13 protein-coding genes are annotated in these 15,280 nt (G+C 72.3%); all 13 read left to right on the top strand.

Features of this window, described 5'->3' with window-relative positions:
* The first annotated feature begins 7 nt into the window (after positions 1-7).
* The 13 genes from nrtL (at position 8) to glyA (ending at position 15,280) form a co-directional block, all read left to right on the top strand.
* The gene (gene nrtL, locus OG448_RS09655) at positions 8-1,036 is read left to right on the top strand and encodes an ArgS-related anticodon-binding protein NrtL (RefSeq protein ID WP_405552791.1); all 1,029 of its coding nucleotides are present in this window, start codon (positions 8-10) and stop codon (positions 1,034-1,036) included.
* A 16-nt stretch (positions 1,037-1,052) separates the two neighbouring features.
* Positions 1,053-2,444, top strand: coding sequence for a diaminopimelate decarboxylase (lysA, locus tag OG448_RS09650; protein ID WP_405552789.1), 1,392 nt, complete (start codon positions 1,053-1,055; stop codon positions 2,442-2,444).
* 133 nt (positions 2,445-2,577) lie between these two features.
* The gene (locus OG448_RS09645; RefSeq protein WP_405552787.1) at positions 2,578-3,870 is read left to right on the top strand and encodes a homoserine dehydrogenase; all 1,293 of its coding nucleotides are present in this window, start codon (positions 2,578-2,580) and stop codon (positions 3,868-3,870) included.
* Between the two features lie 6 nt (positions 3,871-3,876).
* Entirely contained in the window at positions 3,877-4,935 is a 1,059-nt protein-coding gene (gene thrC, locus OG448_RS09640) for a threonine synthase (protein ID WP_391294409.1), read from the top strand.
* Between the two features lie 257 nt (positions 4,936-5,192).
* A complete protein-coding gene (gene thrB, locus OG448_RS09635; RefSeq protein ID WP_405552785.1) occupies positions 5,193-6,110 on the top strand; it encodes a homoserine kinase in 918 nt (305 codons plus the stop codon).
* A 405-nt stretch (positions 6,111-6,515) separates the two neighbouring features.
* A complete protein-coding gene (gene rho / locus OG448_RS09630; protein WP_405552783.1) occupies positions 6,516-8,513 on the top strand; it encodes a transcription termination factor Rho in 1,998 nt (665 codons plus the stop codon).
* 359 nt (positions 8,514-8,872) lie between these two features.
* Positions 8,873-10,003: an LCP family protein gene (locus OG448_RS09625; RefSeq protein ID WP_405552781.1), complete on the top strand. Its 1,131-nt coding sequence runs from the start codon at positions 8,873-8,875 to the stop codon at positions 10,001-10,003.
* Between the two features lie 151 nt (positions 10,004-10,154).
* Positions 10,155-10,376: a 50S ribosomal protein L31 gene (gene rpmE, locus OG448_RS09620; protein WP_391294400.1), complete on the top strand. Its 222-nt coding sequence runs from the start codon at positions 10,155-10,157 to the stop codon at positions 10,374-10,376.
* A gap of 108 nt (positions 10,377-10,484) precedes the next feature.
* Positions 10,485-11,561 carry a peptide chain release factor 1 gene (gene prfA, locus OG448_RS09615; RefSeq protein ID WP_405552779.1) on the top strand — a complete coding sequence of 359 codons (1,077 nt, stop codon included), beginning with the start codon at positions 10,485-10,487 and terminating at the stop codon, positions 11,559-11,561.
* A 110-nt stretch (positions 11,562-11,671) separates the two neighbouring features.
* Positions 11,672-12,511, top strand: a complete 840-nt coding sequence (prmC, locus tag OG448_RS09610) for a peptide chain release factor N(5)-glutamine methyltransferase (protein WP_030815940.1) — start codon at positions 11,672-11,674, stop codon at positions 12,509-12,511.
* A gap of 52 nt (positions 12,512-12,563) precedes the next feature.
* Complete coding sequence (locus tag OG448_RS09605; protein WP_405552778.1) at positions 12,564-13,211, top strand: L-threonylcarbamoyladenylate synthase; 648 nt, start codon at positions 12,564-12,566, stop codon at positions 13,209-13,211.
* 52 nt (positions 13,212-13,263) lie between these two features.
* The gene (locus OG448_RS09600) at positions 13,264-13,923 is read left to right on the top strand and encodes a low molecular weight phosphatase family protein (protein ID WP_030815947.1); all 660 of its coding nucleotides are present in this window, start codon (positions 13,264-13,266) and stop codon (positions 13,921-13,923) included.
* Positions 13,924-14,041: 118 nt separating this feature from the next.
* Entirely contained in the window at positions 14,042-15,280 is a 1,239-nt protein-coding gene (gene glyA / locus OG448_RS09595) for a serine hydroxymethyltransferase (protein WP_405552776.1), read from the top strand.

Raw genomic sequence — 15,280 nt, 5'->3', positions numbered from 1 at the left:
TTGTCCCGTGACCCCCGCCGAGCTGTCCCGTACCGTCCTGGACGCGGTGTGCCGTGCCGTGGACGCGGGGGAGCTGGACGTGGCTCCGCCGGAGCGGGTCACCCTCACCGAGCCCGGCCCCGGCGGCTGCGGTGACTTCGCCACCAACGTCGCCCTCCGCCTCGCCCGCCCCGCCGCCCAGCCCCCGCTGCGCGTCGCCGACATCCTGCGCGCGCGGCTCCTCGGCGCCGAGGGGGTACGCGACGTCGTCGTCACCGGGCCGGGGTTCCTCAACATCAGCCTCCGTGCCCGCGACGACCTGCTCACCGGGCTCGTCCGCGAGATCCGCGCGCGCGGTACGGAGTACGGGCACGGGGACGCCCTCGCCGGGCAGACCGTCGTACTGCGCGTGCCGTACGAGGTGCGCGCCGAGGTCGTCGCCGACGCCGTCGCGCGGATCGTCGCCACCCAGGGCGGCCGGGCGGAGATCGAGCACGGCGAGCCCGTCACGCTGCGGCCCGTGCCCGTGCCCGCGCCCGAGGACCCCGCGCCGCTCGGTCCCGACGCCGCCCGCTGGGCCCTGCTCCACCCCGCCCCGCACGACCGGCCGCGGATCACCGCCGACCACCTCGTCCAGCGCGAGATCAACCCCCTCTTCCGTATCCGTTACGCCCACGCCCGCGTACGCGCCCTCGTCCGCAACGCCCACGACCTGGGCTTCACGGCGGAACCGGGGGAGCTGGGCCCGGCCGGACACGTGGGTACGGCGAGTTCCGGTGCCCACGACCCGAGCCGCCCCCACCCCCTCCAGACCCCCCTGGCCGACCACCCCCGCATCCTCCGAGCCGCCGCCACCACCCACGCCCCCGACCGCCTCGCCCGGCACCTCCTCACCGTCGCCGACGCGCTCCTCCCCCTCCTGCCGGAGGTTCTCCCCGTCGGGGAGGAGAAACCCACGGCCGCCCATCGCGCCCGGCTGGCGCTTGCCGAAGCCGCCGGAGTGGTGCTTGCCGGTGGCCTGTCCCTGCTCGGCATCGACGCACCCGAACACCTCTGAGAACAGAGAGCCACTCATGAGCCGTTCCGCCCACCCCGCCGGGCCCCGTCACGCCGATGTGCTGCCCGAGGGGCACTACTCGGCCCCGCCGGCCGACCTCAACGCCCTCGACCCCAAGGTGTGGGCCCGGACCGTGAACCGGGACGGGGACGGTGTCCTCACCGTCGGCGGCCGCACCGTGACCGAGCTCGCGGAGGAGTTCGGCACGCCCGCGTACATCCTCGACGAGTCCGACTTCCGGGCCCGGGCCCGCGCCTGGCGCACCGCGTTCGGCAGCGACGCCGACGTGTTCTACGCGGGCAAGGCGTTCCTCTCCCGCGCCGTCGTGCGCTGGCTCGACGAGGAGGGGCTCAACCTCGACGTCTGCTCCGGCGGCGAACTGGCCACCGCGCTGTCCGCCGGGATGGACCCCGCCCGCATCGCCTTCCACGGCAACAACAAGTCCGTCGAGGAGATCACCCGCGCCGTCGAGGCCGGCGTCGGCCGGATCGTGCTCGACTCCTTCCAGGAGATCGCCCGTGTCGCGCACATCGCGCAGGGGCTCGGCAAGCGGCAGAAGGCGCAGATCCGCATCACCGTCGGCGTCGAGGCGCACACCCACGAGTTCATCGCCACCGCGCACGAGGACCAGAAGTTCGGCATCCCGCTCGCGGGCGGCCAGGCCGCGGAGGCCGTACGGCGCGCCCTCACCCTCGACGGGCTCGAACTCATCGGCATCCACAGCCACATCGGCTCGCAGATCTTCGACATGTCCGGCTTCGAGGTCGCCGCGCACCGCGTGGTCGGCCTGCTGAAGGACATCCGCGACGAGCACGGAGTCGAGCTGCCCGAGATCGACCTCGGCGGCGGCCTCGGCATCGCCTACACCAGCTCCGACGACCCCCGCGAGCCGCACGAGATCGCCAAGTCGCTCACCGAGATCGTCACCCGTGAGTGCGAGGCGGCCCGGCTGCGCGTCCCCCGTATCTCCGTCGAGCCCGGCCGCGCCATCGTGGGACCGACCGCGTTCACGCTGTACGAGGTCGGCACCGTCAAGCCGCTCGACGGGCTGCGCACCTACGTCTCCGTGGACGGCGGGATGTCGGACAACATCCGCACCGCGCTGTACGACGCCGAGTACAGCGTCGCCCTCGTCTCGCGGACCAGCGACGCCGAGCCCATGCTCACCCGCGTCGTCGGCAAGCACTGCGAGAGCGGGGACATCGTGGTCAAGGACGCCTTCCTCCCCGCCGACCTGGCGCCGGGCGACCTGATCGCCGTACCGGCCACGGGCGCCTACTGCCGGTCCATGGCGAGCAACTACAACCACGTCCTGCGTCCGCCGGTCGTCGCGGTCGGCGACGGCGAGGCGCGGGTGATCGTCCGGCGCGAGACGGAGGAGGACCTGCTCCGGCTCGACGTCGGCTGAGCCCCGCGGGGCCGCCCGCGGCCCCGTTCCGGGAACACGAAACAGATGTCTCACGATCCGGACGAAAGGCGGAAAGCCCCATCCGGTGAGTGAGACTGGTCAGACCGTAGACGGTGAGAGGAAACGAGGTCGGATGATGCGTACGCGTCCGCTGAAGGTGGCGCTGCTGGGCTGTGGAGTGGTCGGCTCCGAGGTGGCGCGCATCATGACGACGCACGCCGACGACCTCGCCGCCCGCATCGGCGCCCCGGTCGAACTGGCCGGGGTCGCCGTACGGCGCCCCTCGAAGGTGCGCGCCGGGATCGACCCCGCGCTCGTCACCACCGACGCGACCGCCCTGGTCAAACGCGGTGACATCGACGTGGTGGTGGAGGTCATCGGCGGCATCGAGCCCGCCCGCACCCTCATCACCACCGCGCTGGAGCACGGCGCGTCCGTCGTCTCGGCCAACAAGGCCCTGCTCGCCCAGGACGGCGCCGCCCTGCACGCCGCCGCCGAGGAGCACGGCCGGGACCTCTACTACGAGGCCGCCGTCGCCGGTGCCATCCCGCTGATCCGCCCGCTGCGCGAGTCCCTCGCCGGCGACAAGGTCAACCGCGTGCTCGGCATCGTCAACGGCACCACCAACTTCATCCTCGACAAGATGGACTCCACCGGCGCCGGCTACCAGGAGGCCCTGGACGAGGCCACCGTGCTCGGGTACGCCGAGGCCGACCCCACCGCCGACGTCGAGGGCTTCGACGCCGCCGCCAAGGCCGCCATCCTGGCCGGGATCGCCTTCCACACCCGCGTCCGCCTCGACGACGTGCACCGCGAGGGCATGACCGAGGTCACCGCGTCCGACTTCCGCTCGGCGCGGGAGATGGGCTGCACCATCAAGCTGCTCGCCATCTGCGAGCGGGCCAAGGACGGCGCCTCGGTCACCGCCCGCGTCCACCCCGCGATGATCCCGCTGAGCCACCCGCTGGCCTCGGTGCGCGGCGCGTACAACGCGGTGTTCGTGGAGTCCGACGCGGCCGGGCAGCTCATGTTCTACGGCCCCGGCGCCGGTGGCGCGCCCACCGCCTCCGCGGTCCTCGGCGACCTCGTCGCCGTGTGCCGCAACCGCCTGGGCGGCGCGACGGGGCCCGGCGAATCGGCGTACGCGGCGCTGCCCGTCTCGCCGATGGGGGACGTCGTCACGCGGTACCACATCAGCCTCGACGTCGCCGACAAACCGGGTGTCCTCGCCCAGGTCGCCACGGTCTTCGCCGAGCACGGGGTGTCCATCGATACGGTCAGGCAGCAGGGGAAGGACGGCGAGGCGTCTCTCGTCGTCGTCACCCACCGGGCCTCCGACGCGTCCCTCACCGGGACCGTGGAGGCGCTGCGCAAGCTCGACACCGTGCGGGGTGTCGCCAGCATCATGCGGGTTGAAGGGGAGTAAGCGGCAATGACCCACCAGTGGCGCGGAATCATCGAGGAGTACCGGGACCGGCTGCCGGTCACCGACAGCACGCCGGTCGTGTCGCTCCGCGAGGGCGGCACGCCTCTCGTGCCCGCGCAGGTGCTCTCCGAGCGCACGGGCTGCGCGGTCCACCTCAAGGTGGAGGGGGCCAACCCCACCGGCTCCTTCAAGGACCGGGGCATGACCATGGCCATCACGCGGGCCAAGGAGGAGGGCGCCAAGGCGGTCATCTGCGCCTCCACCGGCAACACCTCCGCCTCGGCCGCCGCCTACGCGGTGCGCGCGGGCATGGTCTCGGCGGTGCTCGTCCCGCAGGGCAAGATCGCGCTCGGCAAGATGGGCCAGGCCCTCGTGCACGGCGCGAAGATCCTCCAGGTCGCCGGGAACTTCGACGACTGTCTCGACCTCGCGCGTGCCCTGAGCGACAACTACCCGGTGGCGCTGGTCAATTCGGTCAACCCGGTGCGCATCGAGGGCCAGAAGACGGCCGCCTTCGAGATCGTGGACATGCTGGGCGACGCCCCCGACATCCACGTCCTCCCGGTCGGCAACGCGGGCAACATCACGGCCTACTGGAAGGGCTACCGGGAGTACGCCGCCGACGGCCCGGCCACCCGTACCCCGCGCATGTGGGGCTACCAGGCGTCGGGCAGCGCGCCCATCGTGCGCGGCGAGATCGTCAAGGACCCCTCCACCGTGGCCACCGCCATCCGGATCGGCAACCCCGCCTCCTGGAGCTACGCGCTGGCCGCGCGGGACGAATCCGGCGGTCACATCGACGAGGTGACGGACCGTGAGATCCTGCGCGCCTACCGGCTGTTGGCCGCGCAGGAGGGCGTCTTCGTGGAGCCCGCCTCCGCCGCCTCGGTGGCCGGACTGCTCAAGGCCGCCGAGCAGGGCAAGGTCGACCCCGGCCAGACCATCGTGTGCACCGTCACCGGCAACGGCCTGAAGGACCCCGACTGGGCCGTGGCCGGCGCCCCGCAGCCGGTCACCGTGCCGGTCGACTCGGCCGTCGCGGCCGAGCGGCTCGGCCTCGCCTGACGCCCGGCCCGAGAGGGTGCACAGGGGGCTTGCGACACGCATCGTGCGCCTCCTGTGCGCCCTATGTCGCGGCGGAACCTTCCTTCGATAGGCTGGGGGCAACCCGCCCACCGCACATGCCCACGCGTGTGGCACGGTGCCGCCGACTCAGGCGGCCCGACGGGTTTCCGTACGTCATCGAGTGTCCGCACCGGATGCCCCTCGCGGGCCATTCGGCAGTCACGTCCGTCACGCAGCTCAAGGAGAGACTTCGAGCGATGGCCGGTCCCGCCTTCCGCGCCGCCGCCGTCCGGGTGCGCACCCCCGCCACCAGCGCCAACCTCGGTCCGGGCTTCGACGCCCTGGGCCTCGCGCTGGGGCTGTACGACGACGTGGTCGTCCGGGTCGCCGACTCCGGGCTGCACATCGACATCGCCGGTGAGGGCGGCGAGACACTCCCGCGCGACGAGCGCCATCTGCTCGTACGCGCCCTGCGCACCGCCTTCGACCTGCTGGGCGGACAGCCGCGCGGGCTGGAGATCGTCTGCGCCAACCGCATCCCGCACGGCCGGGGCCTCGGTTCGTCGTCCGCCGCCATCTGCGCCGGGATCGTCGCCGCGCGCGCGGTGACCATAGGCGGCGAGTCCCGCCTCGACGACACCGCGCTGCTGGAGCTGGCCACCGAGATCGAGGGCCACCCGGACAACGTCGCGGCCTGTCTGCTCGGCGGATTCACCTTGTCCTGGCTGGAGTCGGGCGCCGCCCGCGCCATCCGGACGGAGCCCCACCCCTCCATCGTCCCGGTGGTCTTCGTGCCCGCGAAGCCCGTGCTCACCGAGACCGCGCGCGGACTGCTCCCGCGCACCGTCCCGCACGTCGACGCCGCCGCCAACGCGGGCCGTGCCGCACTGCTCGTCGAGGCCCTCACCCGGCGCCCCGAGCTGCTGCTGCCCGCCACCGAGGACCGGCTGCACCAGGAGTACCGCGCCCCCGCCATGCCGGAGAGCGCCGCACTGGTGGAGCGGCTGCGCGCGGACGGCGTGGCCGCCGTCATCTCCGGTGCCGGGCCCACCGTCATGGCGCTCACCGACGAGGCCACCGCCGACAAGGTGCAGGCCCTCGCGGGCGCCGACTGGGCGGCCAACCGGCTGAGCCTCGACACACAGGGAGCGAGCGTGCTGCCGCTTGCGCCCTGACACCCGGTTGCCGGATTTGGAGAGGGGGAATGTTTGTTGCATCCGGTAGTGTTAATCTCAAGTCTGCACCCGACCCCACCATGGCGCGGTGCTTCGTGTCCCCGTCAGGGACAGACATTCTTCCGGGAGCCTCCCAAGCCACTCCGTGTTCCGTGCGCCGTACCTGGGCAGTACGTCGTGGGGCAGCACTGAGCGAGTCAGCGGGCACGCTCCGGAATCGGCGCCGCCGCGCCATGTGACACCAGGTGTCACGGCTCGCGGGAGCGCCATCACCAGAAATCCTCTTCCGCCGCTTCATGGCGGACCACCGCCCCGGCTCGGTACTTCCGAATGGCACCGATGCCGGACAGCACAACCGGTCGCCGAGCCAGACAGGCCGACGTCCGCTCCAGGGAAGGACCCTTCGTGAGCGACACCACCGATCTGATGGGCGCACGTGTCGAGGAGACCGCTGCCGCGCCCGCCACGGACTCCGCGCCTGCCACCGGTGCCGGCTCCCGGCGGCGCCGTGGTACCGGCCTCGAGGGCATGGTGCTGGCCGAGCTCCAGCAGGTCGCCTCGGGCCTCGGCATCAGGGGCACCGCGCGGATGCGCAAGAGCCAGTTGATCGAGGTCATCAAGGAGGCCCAGGCCGGGGGAAGCGCCCCCAAGGCCGAGGCCGCCGAGGAGACCAAGCCCAAGCGCCGCGCCACCTCCAAGGCCCGTACGGGTGAGGCCGCCGGTGAGGCGAAGGCGGAGAAGGCCGCGCAGCCGGCCGCCGAGAAGGCCGCCCAGATCGACATCCCCGGCCAGCCGGCCGGCGGCCCCGCCCGCTCGGGCGAGGGCGAGCGCGAGGACGCGCCGAACGAGCGCCGCCGCCGTCGTGCCACCGCCGACGCGGGCAGCCCGGCCGCCGCCGAGTCCACCGAGACCAAGGTCGAGAAGAGCGAGCCGAAGGGCGACGCCCAGCAGCAGCCGCAGGCCGACGGCAAGGCCGACGACGTCGAGGGCCGCGGTCGCCGCGACCGCCGGGACCGCGACCGTGACCGGGGCGGCCGTGACCGCGACCGCCGTGGCAAGGGCGACGACCAGCAGGGCGGCGGTCGTCAGGACCGCCAGCAGGGCCAGCAGCAGGGCGGTCGCCAGGACCGGCAGGACCGCGACCGTCAGCAGCAGGACGACGACGACTTCGAGGGCGGCCGCCGGGGCCGTCGCGGCCGCTACCGCGACCGCCGGGGCCGCCGTGGCCGCGACGAGATCGCCGAGCCGCAGGTCAACGAGGACGACGTCCTGATCCCCGTCGCGGGCATCCTGGACATCCTCGACAGCTACGCGTTCATCCGCACCTCCGGCTACCTGCCGGGCCCGAACGACGTGTACGTCTCCCTCGCCCAGGTCCGCAAGAACGGTCTGCGCAAGGGCGACCACATCACCGGCGCGGTCCGCCAGCCGAAGGAGGGTGAGCGCCGCGAGAAGTTCAACGCGCTGGTCCGCCTCGACTCCGTCAACGGCATGGCGCCCGAACACGGCCGTGGGCGGCCGGAGTTCAACAAGCTGACGCCGCTGTACCCGCAGGACCGGCTCCGTCTGGAGTCCGAGTCCGGCGTGCTGACAACCCGGATCATCGACCTCGTGTCGCCGATCGGCAAGGGCCAGCGCGGTCTGATCGTGGCCCCGCCGAAGACCGGTAAGACCATGATCATGCAGGCGGTCGCCAACGCGATCACGCACAACAACCCCGAGTGCCACCTGATGGTCGTCCTGGTCGACGAGCGTCCGGAAGAGGTCACCGACATGCAGCGGTCGGTGAAGGGCGAGGTCATCTCCTCCACCTTCGACCGCCCGGCCGAGGACCACACCACCGTCGCCGAGCTGGCCATCGAGCGCGCCAAGCGCCTGGTGGAGCTGGGTCACGACGTGGTCGTGCTGCTCGACTCGATCACGCGTCTGGGCCGTGCGTACAACCTCGCCGCCCCGGCGTCGGGCCGCATCCTCTCCGGTGGTGTCGACTCCACGGCGCTCTACCCGCCCAAGCGCTTCTTCGGTGCCGCGCGCAACATCGAGGACGGCGGCTCGCTGACCATCCTCGCCACCGCGCTCGTCGACACCGGGTCCCGCATGGACGAGGTGATCTTCGAGGAGTTCAAGGGCACCGGCAACATGGAGCTCAAGCTCGACCGGAAGCTCGCCGACAAGCGCATCTTCCCGGCGGTGGACGTCGACGCGTCCGGTACCCGTAAGGAAGAGATCCTGCTCGGCAGCGAGGAGCTGGCGATCACCTGGAAGCTGCGTCGCGTGCTGCACGCGCTCGACCAGCAGCAGGCGATCGAGCTGCTGCTCGACAAGATGAAGCAGACCAAGTCGAACATCGAGTTCCTCACCCAGATCCAGAAGACGACGCCGGCTCCCGGCAACGGTGACTGAGCCCCGCTGAGCCACCCGCTTCGGACCTTCGGGCCGCCCCCGCCGCACACGCGACGGGGGCGGCCCCTTTTGCGCGCCGATTGCGCGCCGGGCACTCCCGCGAGACCTTTGCCACAGGTGTGACGTTCGGTACCGACTTGGCGTGGTACGGCCCCTTACGAGAAAGCGCAGGTGAACGGGGAGACGGCCCGGTGTCTCGATGACGGAGGGTGACCACTGCCCCACCAGGCGGCGCAGCGCTTTGTGCGAGCCTGTCCCGAGTTTCCCTGTCCTACCAGGTGGAGCGACGATGGAGTGGTGATGACCGCTCCCGACCCTGAACGCAGGGGGTAACCGAACGGACGAGACCTAGGAGCGCAGTGTCCACCGAGAGCACGCCGGAGCCCGGCATACCGGAGACCGGAGACGGCCCCCGTCCCCGGGGCAAGGGGCGCCGCCGCAAGCCCCGCAGCACGGGCCGCAAGGCCCTGCTCGCCACGGCATGGACGGCCGCGGGCGTGGTCGTGCTGGCCGGTGCCGGCGCCGGGTACGTCTACTTCAAGCTGAACGGCAACATCCGCAGCATCGACATCAACCAGGTCCTCGGCCGCGACCGGCCCGCCAAGGCCGACAACGGCTCCCAGAACATTCTGGTCCTCGGCTCCGACACCCGGGACGGCGCCAACCGGAAGATCGGCGGCGGCGCGGCCGACAGCGGCGCCCGCTCCGACACCGCGATGATCGTCCACCTCTACAAGGGCCACAAGAAGGCGTCCGTGGTCTCCATTCCGCGCGACACCCTCATCGACCGCCCCGCCTGCGCCGACACCAAGGGTCACACGTATCCGGCGGCGAAGAACGTCATGTTCAACTCGGCCTACGCCACCGGCGGCGCGCCCTGCGCGGTCAGAACCGTCGAGTCGCTCAGCGGCATCCGCATGGACCACTACCTGGAGGTCGACTTCGCGGGCTTCCAGCGCCTCGTCGACGACCTCGGCGGCGTACGCGTCACCACCACCCGCGCCATCAAGGACCCGGACAGCCATCTGAACCTGACGGCCGGCACGCACACCCTCGACGGCGCGCAGGCGCTCGGCCTGGTGCGCACCCGGCACGGCGTCGGCGACGGCTCCGACCTCGGCCGCATCCAGCTCCAGCAGGCGTTCGTGAAGGCCCTCATCGCCCAGACCAAGCAGGTCGGCGCGCTGAGCAACCCCAAGAAGCTGTACGACCTCGCCGACACCGCGACCCGGACCGTCACCACCGACTCCGACCTCGGCTCGGTCAACTCCCTCGCGGACTTCGCGGGCGGCCTCAAGGGCATCAGCGCCTCCGGGATGCACATGGTCACCATGCCCGTGCAGTACGACCCCGCCGACCCCAACCGGGTGCTGCTGGAGCGGAGCAAGGCCCGGCAGATCTGGACGGCGCTGAAGAACGACCAGCCGGTCCCGGACTCCGCGACCGCGGACTCGGCCACCGGCGGAGCCAAGGGCATCGTCGCCCCCTGAAGCCACCCTGCGGGCTCATGGGAATAGAACAGCCCCACCCCCGGTTTTGGGGGATGGCGCCAGTCCTGGCAGACTGGTACGTCGGCTCCGGTTCACGCACCCGCATTCCCGCGGTGGCGACCCGGCGCCCTCCCGGAACCTAGGAGACACCTTGAAGCGCGACATCCACCCCGAGTACTTCGAGACCCAGGTGAGCTGCACCTGTGGCGCCTCGTTCACCACGCGGAGCACCATCGACTCCGGCACCATCCGTGCCGAGGTCTGCTCCGAGTGCCACCCGTTCTACACGGGCAAGCAGAAGATCCTCGACACCGGTGGCCGCGTGGCCCGCTTCGAGGCCCGCTTCGGCAAGGCTTCCGGCTCCAAGAAGTAGCGAGCCCCCGAACCGCCGGTCCACGGTCGCGCCCCGCGAGGGGCGTGACCACGGACCGGCGTTTTTGGTCGCCCGCCAGCCCTTCACCCGCAGTACAGGAGCCGAAAGATGTTCGAGGCAGTCGAGGAACTCGTCGCCGAGCACGCCGATCTGGAGCACAAGCTCGCCGACCCGTCGGTCCACGCCGACCAGGCACACGCCCGCAAGCTGAACAAGCGCTATGCCGAGCTGTCCCCGATCGTGGCCACCTTCCGCTCCTGGAAGCAGTCCGGGGACGACATCGAGACCGCCCGTGAACTGGCGGCCGACGACCCCGACTTCGTCGCCGAGGTCAAGGAGCTGGAGAAGCAGCGCGAGGAGCTCACCGAGAAGCTCCGGCTGCTGCTGGTCCCGCGCGACCCGAACGACGACAAGGACGTCATCCTGGAGATCAAGGCCGGCGCGGGCGGCGACGAGTCCGCCCTGTTCGCCGGTGACCTCCTGCGCATGTACCTGCGCTACGCCGAGCGGGTCGGCTGGAAGACCGAGATCATCGACGCCACCGAGTCCGAGCTGGGCGGCTACAAGGACGTCCAGGTCGCCGTGAAGACCAAGGGTGGCCAGGGCGCGACCGAGCCCGGCCAGGGCGTGTGGGCCCGTCTGAAGTACGAGGGCGGGGTGCACCGCGTGCAGCGCGTGCCCGCCACCGAGTCCCAGGGCCGCATCCACACCTCCGCCGCCGGTGTCCTCGTCACCCCCGAGGCCGAGGAGGTCGACGTCGAGATCAACCCCAGCGACCTGCGGATCGACGTCTACCGGTCCTCCGGCCCCGGCGGTCAGTCGGTCAACACCACCGACTCCGCCGTGCGCATCACCCACCTGCCCACCGGTGTGGTCGCCTCCTGCCAGAACGAGAAGAGCCAGCTCCAGAACAAGGAGCAGGCCCTGCGCATCCTGCGCTCCCGGCTGCTCGCCGCCGCCCAGGAGAAGGCCGAGGCGGAGGCCGCCGACGCCCGCCGCAGCCAGGTGCGCACCGTGGACCGCTCCGAGAAGATCCGCACGTACAACTTCCCGGAGAACCGCATCTCCGACCACCGCGTCGGCTTCAAGGCGTACAACTTGGACCAGGTGCTCGACGGCGAGCTGAGCGCGCTGATCCAGGCGTGCGTCGACGCCGACTCGGCGGCGAAGCTCGCGAACGCGTAGGACGCGTCAGCAAGCGGCACCGCCCAGCAAGGCCAGGCAGGACCACGCACGAGGACCGGAGGAGAAGCGTGCAGCAAGACTTCGGGGGGCGACCCCCGAGCCCCCGCAGCGTGCTGCTCGCGGAGGTGGCCCAGGCCACCCAGCGGCTGGCCGACGCCGGAGTGCCCTCCCCGCGCACCGACGCCGAGGAGCTGGCCGCCTTCGTGCACGCCGTCAAGCGCGGCGCCCTGCACACCGTGAAGGACTCCGACTTCGACGCCCGGTACTGGGAGGTCATCGCCCGCCGCGAGCAGCGCGAGCCGCTCCAGCACATCACCGGGCGGGCCTACTTCCGCTATCTGGAGCTCCAGGTGGGCCCCGGGGTCTTCGTGCCCCGGCCGGAGACCGAGTCGGTGGTCGGCTGGGCGATAGACGCGGTACGCGCCATGGACGTCGTCGAGCCCAGCATCGTCGACCTGTGCACCGGCTCCGGCGCCATCGCGCTGGCCCTCGCCCAGGAGGTGCCGCGCTCGCGGGTGCACGCCGTGGAGCTGTCCGAGGACGCCCTGCGGTGGACCCGCAAGAACGTCGAGGGCTCCCGCGTCGACCTGCGCCAGGGCGACGCCCTGTCCGCCTTCCCGGACCTGGACGGCCAGGTCGACCTGGTCATCTCCAACCCGCCGTACATCCCGCTCACCGAGTGGGAGTACGTCGCGCCCGAGGCCCGCGACTACGACCCCGAGCTGGCGCTGTTCTCCGGCGAGGACGGGCTCGACCTGATCCGGGGCATCGAGCGCACCGCGCACCGGCTGCTGCGCCCCGGGGGGGTCGTCGTCATCGAGCACGCCGACACCCAGGGCGGCCAGGTGCCGTGGATCTTCACCGAGGAGCGGGGCTGGGCCGACGCGGCCGACCACCCCGACCTCAACAACCGCCCCCGGTTCGCCACGGCCCGCAAGGCGACGCTGTGACCACCGCGCAGAACCACTTCCAGAGTTACGTGTACGAGGAGGCCCGCTAGACATGGCACGGCGATACGACACCAATGACGCCACCGACCGCGTGACGGGCCTGCGCGAGGCAGCCGCCGCCGTGCGCCGGGGCGAACTGGTGGTGCTGCCGACCGACACGGTCTACGGCATCGGCGCCGACGCGTTCTCCTCGGAAGCCGTCGCCGACCTGCTCGCCGCCAAGGGCCGGGGCCGCAACATGCCCACCCCCGTGCTCATCGGCTCCCCGAACACCCTGCACGGCCTGGTCACCGACTTCTCCGAGCTGGCCTGGGAACTCGTCGACGCCTTCTGGCCCGGCGCCCTCACCCTGGTCGCCCGGCACCAGCCGTCCCTCCAGTGGGACCTCGGCGACACCCGCGGCACGGTCGCCGTGCGCATGCCGCTGCACCCGGTCGCCATCGAGCTGCTCACCGAGGTCGGCCCGATGGCCGTCTCCTCCGGCAACCTCACCGGCCACCCCGCCCCGGAGACCTGCGACGACGCCCAGGGCATGCTCGGCGACTCCGTCTCCGTCTACCTCGACGGCGGCCCCACCCCGGGCAACGTGCCCTCGTCCATCGTGGACGTCTCCGGCCCGGTGCCGGTGCTGCTGCGCCAGGGCGCCATCTCCCCGGAGGAGCTGCGCAAGGTCGTACCCGACCTCGAGGTGGCGAATTGACGGCCCCCGACCGGTACGTCCCGCCCGAGCGCTCCGGGCAGGGGGTCACCCCATGCGCGGCATAGGCGGCGCGGACCGCCCGGCGGAGCAGACCACGACGTTCGGGTTCCCGCGCGACACCTTCCGCATCCTCCACGTCAGCACCGGCAACGTCTGCCGCTCGCCCATCACCGAGCGGCTGACCCGGCATTTCGTGGCGGAACGGCTGGGTGTGCTCGGCGGCGGCCTGATCGTGGAGAGCGCCGGCACCTGGGGCCACGAGGGCGCCCGGATGGAGGAGAACGCGGAGACCGTGCTCTCCGAGTTCGGCGCGGACGCGGCCGGGTTCACCGGCCGGGAGCTGCTGGACGAGCACGTCATCATGGCCGACCTGGTGCTGACCGCCACCCGCGACCACCGCGCCCAGGTCATCTCCATGGGCCACTCGGCGGGCCTGCGTACCTTCACCCTGAAGGAGTTCACCCGCCTGGTCCGCGCGATAGACCCGGCGACCCTGCCGCCCCTGGAGGACGGCGTGGTGCTGCGCGCCCGCGCCCTGGTCCGCGCGGCCGCCGCGCTGCGCGGCTGGCTGCTCGCCCCCACCGCCGAGGCGGACGAGGTGTACGACCCCTACGGGGCCCCGCTGCCCTTCTTCCGTTCCATCGGCGACGAGATACGCGACGCCCTCGACCCGGTCGTCACCGCGCTGACGGGCGTGCCCGCCCGCATGTGACGCGCGCCGGGCTCCGGCGTCGGGACGGGTCCGGCGGCCGCGCGGCCGCCCCCGGCACGGCCTACATTGGAGACTTGGGGCCTCTCCCCACGTCGCCGTCGACCGTCCGGAGCCCGTCATGTCGGTCACACCCGTGCTGGAAGCGGACGCACTGAGCCGGCAGGACCCGGAGCTGGCCGAGATCCTGCGTGGGGAGCTGGACCGGCAGTCGACGACCCTCCAGCTCACCGCGGCCGAGAACTTCGCCTCGCCCGCCGTGCTCGCCACCCTCGGCTCCGCGCTGGCGAACAAGTACGCCGAGGGCTACCCCGGCTCCCGGTACCACGGGGGCTGCGCGCTGGCCGACACCGCCGAACGCATCGCTGTCGAGCGCGCCAAGGCGCTGTTCGGCGCCGAACACGCCAACGTCCAGCCCACGACCGGCTCCTCGGCCATCCTGGCCGCCTACGCGGCCGTGCTGCGCCCCGGTGACACCGTCCTCGCCCTGAGCCTCGACGACGGCGGCCATCTCACCCACGGCTCGCCCGCGAACTTCTCCGGCCGCTGGTTCGACTTCACCGGCTACGGCCTGGACCCGGAGACCGGACTGGTCGACCACGACGAGGTGCGCCGGCTGGCACGCGAGCACCGGCCCAAGGCGATCGTGTGCGGCTCCATCGCCTACCCCCGCCACTTCGACCACGCCTTCTTCCGCGAGATCGCCGACGAGGTCGGGGCGTATCTCATCGTGACCCTCACCCACTCCGCCGGGCTGGTCGCCGGGGGAGCGGCGCCGAATCCGGTGCCGTACGCCGACCTCGTGTGCGCCACCACGCACAAGACGCTGCGGGGGCCGCGCGGCGGGCTGATCCTGTGTGGGGCCGAGCTGGCCCAGCGGGTCGACCGGGCGGTGTTCCCCTTCACCCAGGGCGGCGCCCAGATGAACAGCGTCGCCGCCAAGGCCGTCGCGTTCGGCGAGGCGGCCACCCCCGCGTTCGCGGCCTACGCCCACCAGACGGTCGCCAACGCGCACGCGCTCGCCGGGTACCTGGCCGACGCCGGGTTCACGGTCTCCACCGGCGGCACCGACACCGCCCTCATCGTGGCCGACCCCGCCCCCCTCGGCATGGACGGCCGCACCGCGCGCGGCCGGCTCGCGGCCGCCGGACTGGTCCTGGACTGCTGTGCGCTTGCGCACACCGGCGGCCGGGCGCTGCGGCTCGGCACCGCCGCCGTCACCACCCAGGGCATGGGGGAGCCGGCCATGGCCCGGATCGCCGCACTGCTGGTCGGCGTGGTCGGCGGCGCCCTGGATCCGGCGACCGCGCGGGCCGAGGTGCGCGAGCTGACCGCCGACTTTCCGCCGTACCCGGAGTGA

The sequence above is a fragment of the Streptomyces sp. NBC_01171 genome, assembly GCF_045039805.1.
GTDB lineage: Bacteria > Actinomycetota > Actinomycetes > Streptomycetales > Streptomycetaceae > Streptomyces.
Note: the sequence above shows the minus strand (reverse complement) of the source record. Positions and strands in the feature narration are given on the sequence as shown.